This is a genomic window from Bacillus sp. sid0103 (assembly GCF_019219025.1).
This window is the reverse complement of record NZ_JAHUWN010000037.1, coordinates 1-17,962: the sequence shown is the minus strand read 5'-3', so window position 1 is coordinate 17,962 and position 17,962 is coordinate 1. Positions and strand designations below refer to the sequence as shown.

Genomic DNA, 17,962 nt, shown 5'->3' with positions numbered 1-17,962 from the left:
TTCTCTCCTTCATTAGGTATCAATCATTTGTATAATTTACGAGTATGTGTTATTGAATTTTGTTACTGTCACCGCTTTTTAAAGCAGTCTTTTCTCCATTAATTTATAAGCTAAAATTGTGCTCCTATCTTCCTGCTGATTTTTCTCCTCGAAGAATCATACATGTGCTTAAAGCATGGGCGACTAAGGAACCTCCTTCATCAAAAACATCACACTTAATCAACCCTATAGTGTTTCCTCTTTTCATAACCTCTCCTTTTGCTATAATTTTTTCGTTCCAAACGGGTTTTAAATAGTTAATTTTAAGTTCAACGGTTGTAAAGGTTTCATTAGTTTCTAATGTACTCGAAAAGGCTACACCCATCGCCATATCGGCAATATCGCATAGAATTCCACCGTGGATCGTCCCCATAGGATTTGCATGTTTTTCTGTATTACATTGTAATTCAAAAACTGCTTTTCCTTCTTCAACATATACCAGCTCCGCCCCAATTAACCTTGCAATGGGTGGTGGTGGAACCTCACCATTAATAATTTTTTGCATATCAAGAACTTTTTTACTCATTTTAACATCCCTCCATTATAAAAAAATACAAAACGGTCTGTTTTTATTATATACTTTAGTAGGTTTTATTTGTCAATATAATTGCAATGTTCAGATAAAAATAATGTGATTATGAAGACTTATAGAGTTATACTAATTTTAACAGACCAATCAGTTTGAAAAATCAGTTAGAAAAGAGGACAAAAATATGCGCAAGGGTGAACGAACTAAGCAGATGATTATTGAAAAAGCCTCTGGACTATTAAATACAGAAGGTTATATGAGTACTTCTATTACTACTATCATGGAAAAAATCGGGATGGAAAAAGGAGGAATATATAATCACTTTAAAAGTAAAGCAGAACTTTCATTGGATGCATTTTCTTACTCAATTAATACCATGTTCATGACTTTTCAAAAAGCTATTGAAAACCAAAATAATACTATTGAAAAGCTGAATGCTATACTTGATGTTTTTTTGTTATTAGTAGAAGGGAAGCCCATTCCTGGAGGTTGTCCGATCTTAAATGCCGCGATAGAGTCAGATGATGCACATCCCGATTTACGGGAGGCGACAGTAAGGGCTATGAATGATTTATATTCCATGATCGTTCGAATAGTTCGAAATGGGATAAAAAAGGGAGAAATCATTCCTACAATAGATTCTGAAACTTTTACAACTATATTTATATCCACAATTGAGGGATCTCTAATGATGACAAAGCTATATTATGACACTATTTATATAAACCGCTCTATTGGCTTCTTAAGAGATTACCTAACTAAACTTGAAACGACGAATAATATAGATTGAGAATTGAATTTTTCACACTATATAAAGAATCAATAACTGATAAAAGTGGGGGAACTTCTAGTCCTTCAATACCAAATCAAGGAGCGTAAATATGTTATGTATTAACGAATGTAAAGTGGGAATTCAAACACGAACACTAAATCATTTTTTGTAAATTTAAGAATGATTATTCTTAAACGAATAAATCAATTTAATGATACAAATTATTAAGACAGTATGCTTAAAAAAATACAAAATGAGGTGTATACGTATATGGAAATTTCAAAACAAATAGCACTAATTACAGGAGCAAATCGGGGCCTTGGTCGTCATCTTGCACAGGAACTTCTCGCTAGAGGTGCTAAGGTTTATGCAGGAGTCAGAAAACCGGAATTGATTGATCTTCCTGGAGTCATCCCACTACAGCTAGACATAACAGACGAAAAGTCGATTGCTGCAGCAGCCGAGATTGCTAGGGATGTAACTTTACTGATCAATAATGCTGGATCGAGTACCGGAGCTGCGCTGCTAGATGGTGATGTGGATAAAATTCGTTTGGAGATGGACACTCATTTTTTCGGCACTCTCTCGATGATACGCGCTTTTGCTCCTATTATTGAGAAAAATGGCGGAGGAACAATCCTGAATATTCTCTCTGTTCTATCCTGGTTGAGCTTGAACGGAGGGGGGGCATATCCAGCAGCGAAGTCGGCAGAATGGAGTTTGACGAATACGTTCCGCTTGGTCCTAGCTCCTAAAAATATTCATGTTTCTGGGTTGCATGTAGCGTTTATGGACACAGACATGACAGCAAATATTAAAGCACCGAAAGCTAACCCTGCTGACATTGCAAAGATTGCTATCGATGGTATAGAAGCCGATAGCTATGAAATTGTAGCAAACGATTTGAGCCGAAAGGTACAGCAAGATTTCTCTGGCGGGGTAAAAGCGATATACCCACAATTGTTTCACCAATAACTAAAGAGTTAATTTAATTGGCAACTGTATTATTCGTAACTGCTCATTCTTTCAGAGAGGGCACTTTTAGCTTGTCGGTTGAATATGAGATTCATTGTGAATTTGAAAATTACGGAAAAGTTATTGAGAACAATAAAAGAGTATGTAAATTCTATATATAAGTAAAAACTACTCGAGATGCTATGCGTCAAGATAAAACTTAAATATTAGTAAGTTAATAAATGAAGGAGATGGGAGACAGTTCGAGTCAAGGATGTCCACTTGCTCCCAGGCCATATTGCATGCGATGCGGCCACACAGTCGGAAATCGTTATTCCGATCGTAAAAAACAATCGGCTAATTGGCGTACTGGATATCGAAAGTCCGATCAAAAATAGATTTGATGCAATCGATCAAGAAAGCTTAGAACAATTGGTTTGGGCTCTAGTGCAATACATCTAAGGAAGGGGACATAGAACATGCAAAAAGCAACCTTTGCCGGAGGGTGTTTCTGGTGTATGGTTACACCGTTTGAAGAACTGCCCGGAATCGAAGGTATCGTGTCAGGCTATACCGGCGGTACCAAGGAAAACCCTACGTATGAAGATGTTAAATCGGGGAAGACGGGACATGTCGAAGCCGTACAAATCACATTTGATCCCGAGCTTTTTCCATATGAAAGGTTACTAGAACTTTATTGGCTGCAAATTGATCCGACAGATGCATTCGGACAATTCCAGGATCGTGGAACGCAATATACAACCGCAATATTTTACCATAATGAACAGCAACGACAGTTGGCACTTCAATCCAAGCAAGATTTGGAATTAAGCGGTCGATTTGCAAAACCTATTGTAACGAAAATTTTGACGGCCGAGCCTTTCTATGCAGCCGAAGATTATCATCAAGATTACCATATGAAGAATCCAAAACATTATAAGGAAGATCGGGAAAAGTCCGGCCGTGATCAGTTTATTAAAGAGAACTGGACCAAATAATTGAAAAATTATTAAACTATTGGAGAAAAGAGCTGAATAATTTCAAAATACTGACGATCTGTAAGCATTAGCAGTTTTTCTCATTTCTAGTATTAAAGGCCGATTCAATGTAAACTTGTATTCAGAGATGGTTTTTTGTCTAAAATATTGGAACAACTTAAAGATCTTTTGAAGTAGTTATGCAATAAAGGAATGACAGGAGAGTGTTGGTGATGGCACGAAGGGTTGTAGTGACAGGATATGGAGTCGTTTCACCGTTAGGAAATACAATTGAAGCGTTCTGGAAGAACATTAAAGAAGGTAATTCAGGCATCAAAAGAATTGAATCTGATGACTATAGCAATATTAACACCCAAATTGCAGGTTATATTACCGACTTTGTCGCAGAGCAATATATGGATAAAAAAGAACAGGAAAAATATGACTTATTCATACAGTATGCTGTTGCTGCTGCTCAACAAGCTTTAGAACAAGCGAATCTAGATTTACAAAATGTTAATAAGGAGCGATTAGGGGTTTATATTGGTTCCGGTATTGGAGGAGTTAATACTACATTAGAAAATCATAAAGCTTTGCTTGAAAGGGGACCAAGAAAAGTTTCACCATTTATGGTTCCAATGATGATCAGTAATATGGCGTCAGGAATAATATCTATAAAAACGGGTTTTAAAGGGCCTAGCTTTTCACCTGTTTCTGCTTGTGCAACAGGGAATCAAGCAATTGGGGAGGCTTTTTTAAATATTAGACATGGTTATGCTGATGGCATATTAGCAGGAGGCGCTGAAGCTCCTATTAATCCACTAGCTTTTGCTGGATTCTCAAGAATGAGAGCAATGTCTACTCTTAATGATTTTCCAGAAAAGGCAAGTCGCCCATTTGACAGAGGGCGTGATGGCTTTGTCATGTCTGAAGGAGCGGGTGTTTTATTCCTGGAAGAATATGAGCATGCAAAGGAAAGAGGAGCGACAATTTTAGGAGAAATCGTAGGTTATGGTTCCACAACAGATGCATACCATATTACTTCACCTGATTACAATGGGGCCGCAAATGCCATGAAATTAGCTTTAGAAATGGGAAATATTCGATTGACGGATGTGGATTATATAAATGCACATGGTACAAGTACCCCTGAAGGAGATAAATCAGAGACCAAAGCGATTAAAAGTGTTTTCGGTGCTCATGCTTATAACTTAAAGGTAAGTTCCACTAAATCAATGACTGGGCACCTTTTTGGAGCAGCAGGTGGGATTGAGGCTGTTATAACCCTCAAAAGTATCATGGAAGATATAGCTCCTCCAACTATTAATTATGATGTACCAGATGAAGAGTGTGATTTAGATTATGTTCCAAACCATGCAGTTAACCAGAAAATAAACTATGCTATTTCTAATGGTTTTGGTTTTGGAGGACATAATGCAGTGTTGGCATTTAAGAAATTTTCGATATAGATAGAGCTGAAGAAAAGGAATAATCGATAGGTGATCCTGGTGCGAATATAATTCTTCGGAAACATAGAAGTTGATTTACTCGCTATTTTTTATTAATGCATTACCTGCAATTACTGGACTAGTCAGGTGTAAATCAGGCATTGCTTGTTATCGCGACAGGTGCAGGATCCTTGATGTTCTCACATGTAAACGATGCTGGATTCTGGATGGTAAAAGAATACCTGGGATTATCCGTGAAAGAAACCTTTAAAACGTGGACAGTGTTAGAGACAATCCTTTCATTTGTTGCTTTTGGCGGTGTATTATTGCTTAATTTGTTTGTTTAAAAACAATACTACTAATATAAACTATAGAGGAAGTTTAAAGTGTCACATCTATAAATGATTTACGTGAAGGAGAGAAGCTTATTTTTAGCTTCTCTCCTTGATTAGGAAGCAGTAAAAATCCTTTGTAAGGAGGAAGAAATCGTGAGTACAAAATATATGATAGGTGTAGACATCGGCACAACTAGTACAAAATCTGTTCTATTTACAATCGACGGCACTGTTATATCAAGCCATGGAATTGAATATCCTTTGCATTCTCCTACACCGGAAACGGCGGAACAAGACCCTGAAGAGATCTTTCAGGCCGTGATCACCACCATTAAGAAGGTTGTACAAGCAAACCATGTCCAGCCTAATGATGTTCTTTTTGTTTCCTTTAGTTCAGCGATGCATAGTGTGATTGCTGTTAATAAAGAGGGAATGCCGTTAACCAAATGTATCACTTGGGCGGACAATAGAAGCGCAGAGTGGGCTGAAAAAATTAAGAATGAAATGAACGGGCATGAAATCTATCTTCGCACCGGGACGCCAATTCATCCCATGTCACCTTTATCAAAGCTGACTTGGCTTCGAAATGAGCATTCAGAATTATTTTCAAGTACATATAAGTTCATTTCCATTAAGGAATATGTATTCTATAAGCTATTTAAGGAATTTGTCATCGATTACTCCATTGCATCAGCAACAGGAATGTTTCATTTGAGAAATTTGGATTGGGATGAAGAAGCTCTTCATGTTGCAGGGGTATCAGCACAACAACTTTCCAAACCAGTTCCTACAACATATTGTTTAAAAGGGTTGGACGAAACATTTGCAAAAGAGATGAACTTGCTTCCATCCACTCCATTTGTCGTTGGCGCTAGTGATGGAGTGTTATCCAACTTAGGTGTGAACGCGATTGAACCTGGAGTAGTTGCCGTTACAATCGGGACAAGCGGCGCTATTCGGACTGTGACAAATCAGCCTGTGACAGACCCTAAAGGTAGGATTTTTTGTTATGCCTTAACCGAAGATCATTGGGTGATTGGAGGTCCGATCAATAACGGAGGCATGATTTTCAGATGGGCCCGTGACCAGCTGGGTTCTTCAGAGATTGAAACCGCGAAACGTTTAGGAAAGGACCCGTATGAAGTACTGACGGAAATTGCAGCAAAAGTGAATCCTGGATCTGATGGCTTATTATTCCACCCATACTTAGCAGGTGAAAGAGCTCCCTTATGGGATGCAAATGCAAGGGGATCCTTCTTCGGATTGGGCTTACATCATAAAAAAGAACATCTTATCCGCGCTGTTTTGGAAGGGATTATCTTTAATTTATACACGGTTCTTCTTGCCTTAAAAGAATTGATAGGCGAGCCGAAAAAAATTCAAGCAACCGGAGGTTTTGCAAGATCACCGCTTTGGAGACAAATGATGGCGGATATTTTCCATCAAGAGGTGCATGTACCTGAAAGTTTTGAAAGTTCTTGCTTGGGAGCGGCGATTCTGGGTTTATATAGTCTTGGTGAAATTAATACGTTACATGTAGTTTCGGAAATGGTAGGTGCTACTCATTATCATGAACCGCATATAGAAAATGTGGAAATATATAAAGAATTAGCTCCAATCTATATTCGCCTTTCTCGACTTTTGAAAGAAGAGTACGAAAGTATTTCTGCTTTTCAAAAGAAAAGGAGTTAAAAGCACAGCCATTAAGTTAATTTGACTGCCAAACCACCTCTTTAAAGAAGTGGCTTGGCATTCTTTTTTAATTGAAGTTTAACTTTATAGCCATTTATCAGCCCAATCCTCTACTGTCTTTAGGGCTCTTCCTAATTCCGTCCCTTTCTTTGTAAGTGAATACTCTGTTCGTACTGGGCGATCTGTAATTACATTTCTTAGAACGATTCCGCAATCCTCAAGTTCCTTCATTCGTTCGTTAAGCATTCTCTTACTTAAATCAGGAATATAAGCATGGATTTCACTAAACCGTTTTGGTTCTTCCATTAGAGTATGGATAATTAAACCCATCCATTTTTTTCCGATAATATTGTACGATTCTTCAACCTTTGAACATACTTTATCCTGTGTTTCCTTCTCACTCAAGATAAACACCTCCAATTTGCAATAATTGTGTACTAAAAGTAACAAGGTATTTCTTTGATATAAATGATTATATCGTAAATACACTAATAAATAAAGATTTAAACGATTAAGTTTAAAAGGAAATTTGTATTAAAAAGTAACCATAAAATAAAATAATTTTTAAATTTAAGGTTGACAATTCAATTAAATTATTTATAATAAAATTATCTCGAAATTAAAATGTTTTGTTTCAAGATTGTTTTGTTTGAAATATATTATTCGAGAAAAATTAAATAAAAGGAGGAGAAGAGTAGGGGGGTTCCTAGACAATTCCTACATATAAATTAGGGGCGGTGTAATGAAGAAGAAATCCCTAATTTTAAAATTAGCATTTGTTAAGGAACATGGATGAAGATATCAAGTAAAGGATAAGCAAAAGAAATGTTAAATTCTAATGAAGGTAAATAGGATTAATTTTTTTACTTAAATATCTCAAATTCGAGATATTTGAATTCAAAGTAGTTTGCGACCTTAGATTGAACATGTTTTGAAAAATTACTACAAATATATAAAGGGAGAGGTTTAGAATATGAAATCTTTATTTAAAAAATTAGCAGCAGTAGGAATGGCTTTATCAGTTGCCGTAGGAGCAGTAGGGGCAGTAGAATTAACACATAGTTCAGTGACAAAAGCATCAACAAATGAAAATCAACCAATAAAGGTAGATGACCAATCTACTTCAAAATTATTAACACCAACCAATCATATGTTATTAATGATTGACCACCAGCCTCAGATGGCTTTTGGGACTAAGTCAATCGATGTGGCAACACTACGTAATAATGTAGCAGGATTGGCTGAAGCAGCTAAGACGTTTAAGGTACCAACTGTACTAACAACAGTCGCTTCTAAGTCTTTCAGTGGTTCAATCTTCCCGGAGATTAAAAAAGTGTTCCCAGATCAAAAAATTTATGATCGTACATCTATGAATGCTTGGGATGATAAAAACGTGGTCCAAGCCATTAAAGATACTGGAAAGAAAAAAATCGTTGTTGCTGGTCTTTGGACTGAAGTTTGTGTCGTGATGCCAGTTTTAGAAGCACTCAATGATGGTTATGAAGTTTACGTGGTAACGGACGCTTCAGGCGGTGTTACCGATCAAGCCCACAATATGGCAGTTGAACGTATGGTTCAAGCTGGTGCTACACCAATCACATGGATGCAATATATGCTGGAATTACAACGTGACTGGGCAAATCAAGCAACTTATGATCAAGTACTATCCATTGCTAAAGAACACGGTGGTGCATATGGTTTAGGTATCCAATACGCAAAAGAAATGTTCGACACTGGTGAAGGCAAATAATTACTTCATTTTACCCAAATATCTTCAAATAGAGATAAATGAATTCGAAATAGTTTGTGGGCCTTAGATTAAACGTGTTTTGAAAAATTACTACAAATATATAAATATATAAAGGAAGAGGTTCAGAAGATGAAATCCGTAATTAAAAAATTAGCAGCAGTAGGAATGGCTTTAACTGTGGCCTTAGGTGCAGTAGGGGCAGTAGAATTAACACATAGTTCAGTGACAAAAGCATCAACAAATGAAAATCAACCAGTAAAGGTAGATGACCAATCTACTTCTAAATTATTAACACCAACCAATCATATGTTATTAATGATTGACCACCAGCCTCAGATGGCTTTTGGGACTAAGTCAATCGATGTGGCAACACTACGTAATAATGTAGCAGGATTGGCTGAAGCAGCTAAGACGTTTAAGGTACCAACTGTATTAACAACAGTCGCTTCTAAGTCTTTCAGTGGTTCAATCTTCCCAGAGATTAAAAAAGTCTTCCCAGATCAAAAAATTTATGATCGTACATCCATGAATGCTTGGGATGATAAAAACGTGGTCCAAGCCATTAAAGATACTGGAAAGAAAAAAATCGTCGTTGCCGGTCTTTGGACTGAAGTTTGTGTCGTGATGCCAGTTTTAGAAGCACTTAATGATGGTTATGAAGTTTACGTGGTAACGGACGCTTCAGGCGGTGTTACCGATCAAGCCCACAATATGGCGATTGAACGTATGGTACAAGCAGGTGCTACACCAATCACATGGATGCAATATATGCTGGAATTACAACGTGACTGGGCAAATCAAGCTACTTATGATCAAGTACTATCTATTGCTGAAGAACACGGTGGTGCATATGGTTTAGGTATCCAATATGCAAAAGAAATGTTCAACACTGGTGAAGGCAAATAATTAAAATGAAAATTACCTTCCTATCAATGATAGGGAGGTTTTACCATTCATTGGAGAGGTATTTTCCAAAGGGTACAATAAATCGCCCAATTAACAAGGGTTTCAATTCTAGATAAGTATTGGATAAATTTGCGTAATATAATTTCATTGAGGTTATATACCTAGTGTTCTACAATAAATAATAAGAAAATAAAGACAATGATTTGAAAACGTTGCCTTTTGCTTATTTGAATTTTACCATCAGACGATGGAGAGAAGGGGAATTATGGAATTAAGGGAATTGGAATACTTTATGGCTATATGTGAGGAATTACATTTCACTAGGGCAGCAGAAAAATTAGGAATTTCACAACCTGCTTTGAGCCGTCAAATGAGAACGCTTGAAGATAAATTAGGAGTCCGTTTATTTGATCGTTTAGGAAAAAAAATCGCCATCACAGAAGCTGGTGGAATTCTCCTGGAACAATCTGGGAAAATATTCTCCAATATAAAAAGTGTATATGAACAATTAGAAGAACTTCAAAAAGTAAAAAAAGGAAAACTTATCATTGGGGCAATGTCGGAAGAGTTAAGTCAGCTTGCATCCGTCGTTTTCTTAGAACTTCATCACAAGTGGCCCCAAGTGCAAACAAAGATCTTAATGTCAGATAATATTGAAGAAAAGGTTATTCGAAATGAAATTGACATAGCATTGACACTCATGCCTATAGAGAATGAACAGTTAACGAATATCCCTTTATATATTGTAGAAAATTATTTGGCCGTTCCATATGACCATCCATTGGCAAATAGGGATAAAGTGAAGTTAGAAGAGATTAAGGACCTGTCACTAATATTATTTCCTATAAACCACAAGTGCCGAAAATTAATTGATTTTGCCTTCGCCTCTGTGGGATTTGCCATACAGCCAATCATAGAATTGACTGAGGTAAAATCTATATTGAGTTTAGTGAAAGCAGGTATTGGAGCAACCATTCGTCCCAGAACACTTCTCGATTCGGAGAATGATGGAACCCTAAAGGTTATTAAAATCGAAAACCCAGCTATTTGTAAGGAAATTGCCATTGTACATCATAAAGAAAAGTATATTGGACATGCTGCAAGATGTTTTATAGACTTGTTGGTTGCTTATGTGGAAAAGACAAAACTGAATGAGAGAGTGTATAATGAAAATATTTTAATTACTTCTTAAAAAGTACCAATTAAAACGGCTTACATAAAAAACTTCCCCATTCCAGGAAGCGGAATGGGGAAGGGAATAAGAAGATTTCTGTTTATGTGATCTTACCGATGATTATTAGACACTTTCAATCGATGGACACTGCCACCCTGTGTGCCGACAAACAAATATTCTTCGTCTGGTGATAGTTCAAGGGCAGTTGCATTTTTGTTATCAAGGCCATCGGATATATTCGTCCATGTTTCCCCGCCATCCACACTCATTAACACACCGCGACCTCCCTTAAGAAGACCTCCTTGTCCCCCTTGATAAAAGGCACCAGTTGCTGCATAGACGACCTTAGGATTAGTAGGGGAAACGATGATATCATTGACATAAATGTTGAGCTCAGATTCAGCATACTTTGCTTTTTCTAAAGTTTTCCCGCCATCTGTACTGACATATAAATGGTTTCCTCCCACTACTAAATGGTCTGGATTGTGTGAGTTAATCGCAATACTGCTTACAGGAACGTTTTGAATTTTTTGGAATGATTGGCCCATGTCTTGGGACAGAAATAGCCCGTCATTTCCGCCAGCCCAAATCCGGTTAGGATCTTTGGGATCACCGGCTATGGCTGTAAACTGGTGTTCTTGCTTCATATTTTTCCAATTATCCCCACCATCTTGGCTGACCCACACGCCTTTTACGTCGGTGCCTGGGATATTATATGGGATCACGATTTCATTCGGGTTGGCTGGATGAACCAGTAGGGCAAGAGGGACTGAGGAATCTTCAAATTTCAAATCCCAGTTTTCTCCTCCATCTTTGCTTCGGTACACATTCATCGTCCCAATCGCACTAAAGCGTGTCTTGTAGACGACATTTGCTTCTGTTGGGGACGTTGCAACCTGATACACTTGTTCTCCTGTCATTCCTTCACCTTGAGCCGCTCCCCATTCGAGAGTGGCGGAAGCAACATTATTTTGATCTGGTAACATTGTCCGATACGTGTTAGCATCAGTTCCGGCAAGTAACTGGTACCCTTGGGTGTTACGGGAAATAGCCAAGTCGTAAACCGTTGCTCCAGGAATACCGACCCGTTTATATGTTTCACCTTTATCCTGTGTTTCATATATTCCTGCCTGATCTGAAGAAACATAAACTGGGCGATTCCCGTTAGGGGAAGATTTTGCTCCTAAGGCAAAATCGATATCAAGGGACCTAGACCCTGGAAGTGGTTGTTTCCAAGATTCCCAAGTTTTTCCGTAATCGTGGCTTACCCAAATTCCATCATAACCAGTTCCTACATAAATACCTCCATCGAGAATCTTAACGCAAAATACATCATGAAATGGTACTTGATTATGGGTAACTTCATTCCAATCTTTACCTTGGTTATAGGACGCATATAATCCACCGCCATAAGTACTTGCAATAAGTATATCCTGATTGCCTACTACATCTTGTATCCCTCTAAAACGCGGCTGAAACAATTTCACAGATGTTGCTGAACCTGAAAATACATCTTTAACAGCGTAAACACCGTTGTAGCCTGCTGAAAGGTATAGGTCGTTATTCAGAAGATGTGCTTTATTAAGATATGGCCAATTTCCAGACAATTTTTCCCAGTTCATTCCTTTGTCCAAGCTGACAAATACTTCGTTACTGGAAATAGCAACCAATTTCTGCCCGCTCTCATCAATGACTAAGTCAGATACTTCTATGTTAGGAAAAGGTAGTGTGTTCCATGTTATTCCAGCATCTTTGCTGGCGAATATCTTACCTATATACGTTGGATCATTATACCTCGACTTAACAGGAACATATATATTTTTTTCATTAGTAGGATCAACGACGATTGCAGTTGGCACTCCTCCTGCAACAGGAAAATTTCGAAACTCATGCCAAGTTTTTGCCCCATCCTCAGTCCGGAAAATGGAAGGAGACTGTGTAGATAATACCGTCATGACCTTAGGATTTTTTGGATCAATATGCATCAGCCCTGCATTAGAGTATGGTCCAACAGCTTTCCAGGAGGAAGAGTGTTCCTTATCGGCTGGTAATTTTTCCACATAACCAGAGCCTATTATCGTAGATTCCTCACTAGAGGAATTTTTGACTGTAGAGCTAGCATCAATCTGATATATTCCCACTTCGCTAGTCTGAACGGGCACTCGCCACCAATGATCATGATCTAAGACAGAAGTCACTTGAGTTGTCTTTCCGCTTGGAGTTCGAACTGTCACTTTTGGAGCTTGTGACAAATCAACCGGACTGTATATGAAGGCCTCCGTTTCATTCACTGTGGATGCTACTGGATCGGGAGATGCAGTAATTTGGAGATGCCGTACTGTTAACTGGTATGGCTCCTGCAAATGCTGCGATTCTGTTCCGGATTGGATATTTCCTTCTATCCATCCGGAAATAACCATATCCTGATCCGGCCGATTCATGTTGATATTCACATCAACATTGACCTGCTGACCTGGTTCAATATGAATATGGGATGGATTCACTGTAACGGCTGCCCCGGATTTTGTAGCGTCTTTTACAGTGAAATCCATATCAACTGGTTTTTCACCATGATTGTTCAAAGATAATGAAGCGCTTCTATGAATCTCAGAATCTTTTAAATCAGCTATTCCAAAATTTAAGCCATTAGGTGAGGCGACAACATTGGTTTCCGCTGCAGCCTTTACATCCAGTCTTCCTGCCCCTTGTGTAAGCACATCATATGATGCCAGCGGCTTCGCGGATTCTTTTAAAATACTGGCAATCTCGCTAGCTTTCCAGGAAGGGTGGAGTTGTTTTATGAGGGCAGCTGCACCTGCCACATGAGGGGCGGCCATGCTTGTCCCGCTCATTCTTGTGTAACCGGAATCATCATCTTGTTTCTTGATGTAGGTCGAATTGATTTCAACACCCGGAGCGACTAAATCAGGCTTTGCTCGTAAGTCGGAATTACCACGTGAACTAAAGTTAGCAATTTGATCCGTTGCGTCTTTTCCCGCAATCGTGATTTTAACGGGTCCCTTGGCCAAGTAGGACTTTAATTCCCCAGCTTTTGTTCCGGTAATTAGCATTGCGGCCAACGTATCCAACCGACCGTCCCAGGATGAATCTGTCTGGAATTGATCTTGAGCTTGTAACTTTTCAGATGAATTGGATGTATATTGTGATGGTATAGTATCTCCTAATTTAAAAACAGGGCCAGGTTGGTCAGGCAGGTAAAAGAGCGCAGCATCGGCCCCTTTTTCTTGAGCTGTAACCGCTTCTGAAAAAGCTTGCTGTACACTTGCACCTTGAGGCAATTGAATTAGGGCAATCTTTCCTTTTACATCTACTCCCTCGTAGTTTTCCAGTCCACCTTCTCCAACATCTACCAGCTCGCGGGTGGTGGCTGCTTCAGGAGGGTTTGCTGTAAACCCAAGGCGGGTAACGGACAAATTCTCTTCAACCGGGGCAACCATCTTCGCGACAGGCACTTTGATACCACTTGTACTTGCGCCGACAGCAAGTACTCCCTCTGCCATAGCAGGAGCACCAATTGTTCCATATCCAGGGCCTGAATTCCCGGCTGCCGCTACAACAACTACACCGGCTTCAACCGCATTTTGGGCGGCTTGGGAGATGGGATCACTGCCATCTCCTGGACCACTAAGGCTCATATTAATGACATCTGCCGGGTATGGATTGTCTGGAGAAATAGAGGCTTCTATTCCGGCAAGGATATCGGATGTATCTCCTGATCCGTTATTGTCCATGACTTTATAGGCTGTTATCGAAGCGTCAGGTGCCACCCCGGTCACTTTACCATGAGCCCCAATGATTCCGGCAACATGGGTTCCATGGCCGTAGTCGTCCATTGGGTCGTTATCATGATTGACAAAATCATACCCCCCGAGTACTTTGTGCCCTGGTCCGATCGCCCCGCCAAGGTCAGGGTGATTATAGTCCACGCCCGTGTCAATCACAGCGACCGTCACTCCTTTCCCGGTCACTCCTTGATTTTCTTGGTCGTGCATGGACCAAACGTCAGGAGCACCAATCAAAGGAACGCTTTCGGCCAAGTCTGTGTGATATTCCTGATCCGGATACACCGCTTTTACGCCGGGAATTGAACGCAGTTCATCAAGTTTGTTTTTGGGGACTTTCATTGAAATACCGTTAAAGGTAAATGTATATTCGTTAGACTCTTTGAATGGAATCCCTTTTTCATTTATTGTTTGTAATACTTTCCCGTGTGCCAGTTTTATACTCTCAGTACGTTCTTTCATCTTACTTACTGCTGATTTGGAAGCGGCCCCTATCCTTACTGACTTCGGCAGTGTTTGAATGGCGGGTGCGCCGTCCATTTCGACCACAACACGTGTCATCGCATTATCCGAATCGATTCCCTGTGCCAAACCAATGGGAGCATCAAATGCAAATCTCGCACTGGAGAATACTAGGGCAGAAGCGACAATACAGGTTGCGGTCCTCCCATTAAACCACTGATTTCTTTTTTTCATTTTATGTAATCACCTCTAATATGAATTGCATTTATGGATAGCAAAATTAAATTATTAATAACATTGGTATAATTAAGACTATTTAAAATGCTAAGGTAATTATATGGCGATATTTTTTTTGGGTAAATGACATCCTCGTTATGATAATGATTCATTTTAGTTATCAATAAAGAGTAGAAGGAGGGATTGAATCAATTTTGGATTTATTTGATCCTATAGAAGGTTGGAAGAAGGGGAATAGAAAAACGGCAGAAAATATACAAAAAAACCTATCCTTTTTCTATTAAAGGGTTCCGTTTGGGGGTGCAAAACGATAAATTGACACATGAAATGGCATAAGAACTGACTATGCCATTTTTCTTTTTATATAAAGGCTTTTTTAACTTTTTATAGAGAATTGACAACCTAAAGGATGTAATTATTTTATAGGACAATTGTTGTTGTACTCTAAAAAATAGTTGTCAATTAACGTGTCAAATGATCAGTCAATTTCACTAACATTTTGATATTAAATCATAAAAATTACCTAAGCTTACTCAACAGAAGGAGTATAGCATTCCTGTAGATCGTTAAATATCAGGTTTGAAAAAAATAAAGTCCCTCAGTAAGATACGAGTATAGAGACCAATCTAAACTCAGAGTCTTAAGGAGGAAGCCCTACTATGAATTTTAAAATGCAAGACAAACAAAATCAACTAATAGAAAGAATTTCCGATACACATCTTATTGTTGGTGTGGATATCGCTCAACAACTACACGTTGCTCAAGCTGTTAAGTTCCGTGGAATTGTAGTTGGAGATCCTCTTTCATTTGAAAATAATGAAGAGGGGTTCGTAAAACTAGTAAGTTGGATTCAAAACTTACAAAAACTAAAAAAATTAGATTCAACAATAGTTGGTATGGAGCCTACAGGCCATTATTGGATTTACCTATCCAAATGGTTATATAACCAAAACATTGAGGTAGTAACAGTCAATCCCCACTTAGTAAAAAGGAATAAAGAGAATCGTGATAATACCCAATCTAAGAGTGATAAAAAGGATGCGCTCGTTATCGCGGATATGGTCAAAAACGGCTACTATTCCTTCATTCGCCCATCATCAGAATCATTTGAGAAACTTAGAGTTCTAATGTCTAATCGTGATGTGATTGTAAAACGTCTCGTAATGTCTATTAATCAAATAAATCGATGGGTAGATGTTGTCTTTCCAGAGCTGAGACAAGTGTTTAAAAATGTTTCGTGCAAAGGAGCCATCGCAACCCTTCGTTTATTTCCAACTCCAGATGAAATATCTTCAATGGAGTCACTAGATGTCCAGAGGGGTTGGAAGTCTATAATGAAACGACAACCAGGACCCAAGAAGGGCCAATTACTCATCAATCTAGCAAAAGCCTCTATTGGAACCGGACAAGCCCTTGATACTTATAAATTCCATTTAGAACAATTATTAGAGGAATATGACCTCGCTGTAAAACAACTCTAAAGAGTTGAACAACAAGTTAAAGATGTCCTCAACAAAATACCATTCGCGAAAAAACTACTTATGATTATGGGAATAAGTGAAATTTCATTAGCTGGGATACTAGGTGAGTCAGGAGACTTAAGCGGATTCTCTCACGGAAACTCTCTATTACGCCATGCAGGATTGCATCTAGCTGAAGCAAGTTCAGGAAAATGGAAAGGTCAGATTGTCATTTCAAAGCGTGGAAGATCTCGGCTACGGCGATTCCTCTACTAAAATGTGGAGTGGTAGCTGACTCCTTTATTTAACTATGCCTTCACGAAGCCAAAATGATCTGAACTCATATCAATTATACGTAAATCCAAATACAAGGGATATGAAATCCTGCGAATAAGTGAGCATTCGAGAGATAATCGTATCAAACTGAGGGTGTTGAATAAGTTTGCTAAAATAAATGGGAATGTTTTCCTGGGAGAATAGAAGTAATTTTCTGATAAAATTTATTGATATATGATTAAATAGATAGTAAAAGTTGAATAAAAAAATAGTATTATTAAATCTATTGTTTGTTGTAAGTTATTTTATTGCTGTTTGGTATACTGACGTTAATAAGATTTACGAATTAAACAATCACTACGATCAGTATTTAGATTATACTCAATATTTTTTTTTATGTTAAATATATTTATTCTAATGGAAAAGAGTTAATAATAAACCACGATCGAGTCGTTGTATTAATCTATATATTAATACGTTTATTAATAGGTACAAGAAAAGTGATTAAAAATAAAAAGTGGTAAGTTTCATATGCAAAAAGGGAGCTTCGCATCACGTTGAAGCTCCTTTTTATTGCGATATTTGACAGGGGTAAGACCAAAAAAAAGGTACCTTTCGTCCAAAAGTAATCATTACTGCGGTGTTCCCGAACTTACTTCGCGTGAAGATTTTTCATCGGATCGGGAACAACTGCCTAAAGATGCACATTTGCATTAACCCTCTTATTCAGATACCTTTACCAATAACTTACCTGTATTTCCACCAGTGAATAACTGGAAAAAAGCAGATACTGTATTTTCAAACCCCTCAACAATCGTCTCTTGATATTTGATTTTTCCGGCTGAAACCCATTTAGCCATAATCTCGGCACCTTCTGCAAAACGTGATGCATAGTTACTGAAGACAAATCCCTGCATCAATGAGCTAGTAGTCAAAAGTTTAATTTGCACACGTGGACCAATATCAGTCTTAGCTCCATTATACGTTGCGATTTGACCACAAATCGGAATTCTGGCTCCGTGATTAATAAGTTTCATAATCGTGTCGGATACCGTACCACCTACATTGTCGAAATAGACATCAACACCGTTTGGGCATGCAGCCTCAATCTGTTTCTCAAAATCCGGCTCCCTATAATTGATTGCGGC

At 38.4% G+C, this 17,962-nt stretch carries 12 protein-coding genes and 3 pseudogenes; 11 read left to right on the top strand and 4 right to left on the bottom strand.

Features of this window, described 5'->3' with window-relative positions; translation table 11 throughout:
- Positions 1-124: 124 nt before the first annotated feature.
- Positions 125-565, bottom strand: coding sequence for a PaaI family thioesterase (locus tag KW850_RS28270; protein ID WP_218351043.1), 441 nt, complete (start codon positions 563-565; stop codon positions 125-127).
- 187 nt (positions 566-752) lie between these two features.
- On the opposite strand from KW850_RS28270, the gene KW850_RS28265 reads away from it, so the two are divergent.
- The 7 genes and pseudogenes from KW850_RS28265 to gntK all read left to right on the top strand — a co-directional run bounded on the left by KW850_RS28265 (position 753) and on the right by gntK (position 6,746).
- Positions 753-1,358 (top strand): TetR/AcrR family transcriptional regulator, encoded by a 606-nt coding sequence (locus KW850_RS28265; RefSeq protein WP_218351042.1) that lies wholly within the window; start codon positions 753-755, stop codon positions 1,356-1,358.
- 252 nt (positions 1,359-1,610) lie between these two features.
- Entirely contained in the window at positions 1,611-2,315 is a 705-nt protein-coding gene (locus KW850_RS28260; RefSeq protein WP_098934482.1) for an SDR family oxidoreductase, read from the top strand.
- A gap of 234 nt (positions 2,316-2,549) precedes the next feature.
- Positions 2,550-2,756, top strand: a pseudogene (locus tag KW850_RS28255) (GAF domain-containing protein); the annotation flags it as partial.
- A 17-nt stretch (positions 2,757-2,773) separates the two neighbouring features.
- Entirely contained in the window at positions 2,774-3,292 is a 519-nt protein-coding gene (gene msrA / locus KW850_RS28250) for a peptide-methionine (S)-S-oxide reductase MsrA (protein WP_098934483.1), read from the top strand.
- Between the two features lie 212 nt (positions 3,293-3,504).
- The gene (gene fabF, locus KW850_RS28245) at positions 3,505-4,740 is read left to right on the top strand and encodes a beta-ketoacyl-ACP synthase II (RefSeq protein WP_098934484.1); all 1,236 of its coding nucleotides are present in this window, start codon (positions 3,505-3,507) and stop codon (positions 4,738-4,740) included.
- A 122-nt stretch (positions 4,741-4,862) separates the two neighbouring features.
- Positions 4,863-5,066: pseudogene (locus tag KW850_RS28240) on the top strand (GntT/GntP/DsdX family permease); the annotation flags it as partial.
- A 156-nt stretch (positions 5,067-5,222) separates the two neighbouring features.
- Positions 5,223-6,746, top strand: a complete 1,524-nt coding sequence (gene gntK / locus KW850_RS28235) for a gluconokinase (RefSeq protein ID WP_142354506.1) — start codon at positions 5,223-5,225, stop codon at positions 6,744-6,746.
- Positions 6,747-6,830: 84 nt separating this feature from the next.
- Here the strand turns inward: gntK and KW850_RS28230 are convergent, their stop codons facing one another.
- Positions 6,831-7,151 (bottom strand): winged helix-turn-helix transcriptional regulator, encoded by a 321-nt coding sequence (locus KW850_RS28230; RefSeq protein ID WP_098934486.1) that lies wholly within the window; start codon positions 7,149-7,151, stop codon positions 6,831-6,833.
- Between the two features lie 745 nt (positions 7,152-7,896).
- On the opposite strand from KW850_RS28230, the gene KW850_RS28225 reads away from it, so the two are divergent.
- The 3 genes from KW850_RS28225 to KW850_RS28215 all read left to right on the top strand — a co-directional run bounded on the left by KW850_RS28225 (position 7,897) and on the right by KW850_RS28215 (position 10,594).
- Complete coding sequence (locus KW850_RS28225; RefSeq protein ID WP_256358513.1) at positions 7,897-8,496, top strand: hydrolase; 600 nt, start codon at positions 7,897-7,899, stop codon at positions 8,494-8,496.
- A gap of 306 nt (positions 8,497-8,802) precedes the next feature.
- Positions 8,803-9,402, top strand: coding sequence for a hydrolase (locus KW850_RS28220; RefSeq protein WP_256358512.1), 600 nt, complete (start codon positions 8,803-8,805; stop codon positions 9,400-9,402).
- A 265-nt stretch (positions 9,403-9,667) separates the two neighbouring features.
- Positions 9,668-10,594: a LysR family transcriptional regulator gene (locus tag KW850_RS28215; RefSeq protein ID WP_218351041.1), complete on the top strand. Its 927-nt coding sequence runs from the start codon at positions 9,668-9,670 to the stop codon at positions 10,592-10,594.
- A gap of 92 nt (positions 10,595-10,686) precedes the next feature.
- Here the strand turns inward: KW850_RS28215 and KW850_RS28210 are convergent, their stop codons facing one another.
- Positions 10,687-15,075: a S8 family serine peptidase gene (locus tag KW850_RS28210; protein ID WP_218351040.1), complete on the bottom strand. Its 4,389-nt coding sequence runs from the start codon at positions 15,073-15,075 to the stop codon at positions 10,687-10,689.
- A gap of 662 nt (positions 15,076-15,737) precedes the next feature.
- Here KW850_RS28210 and KW850_RS28205 point away from each other — a divergent pair.
- Positions 15,738-16,811, top strand: a pseudogene (locus KW850_RS28205) (IS110 family RNA-guided transposase); the annotation flags it as partial.
- Between the two features lie 725 nt (positions 16,812-17,536).
- On the opposite strand, the gene KW850_RS28200 reads toward KW850_RS28205, so the two are convergent.
- Positions 17,537-17,962, bottom strand: a 426-nt coding sequence (locus KW850_RS28200) for a zinc-binding dehydrogenase (RefSeq protein WP_218351039.1), incomplete at its 5' end; no start/stop codon positions are given.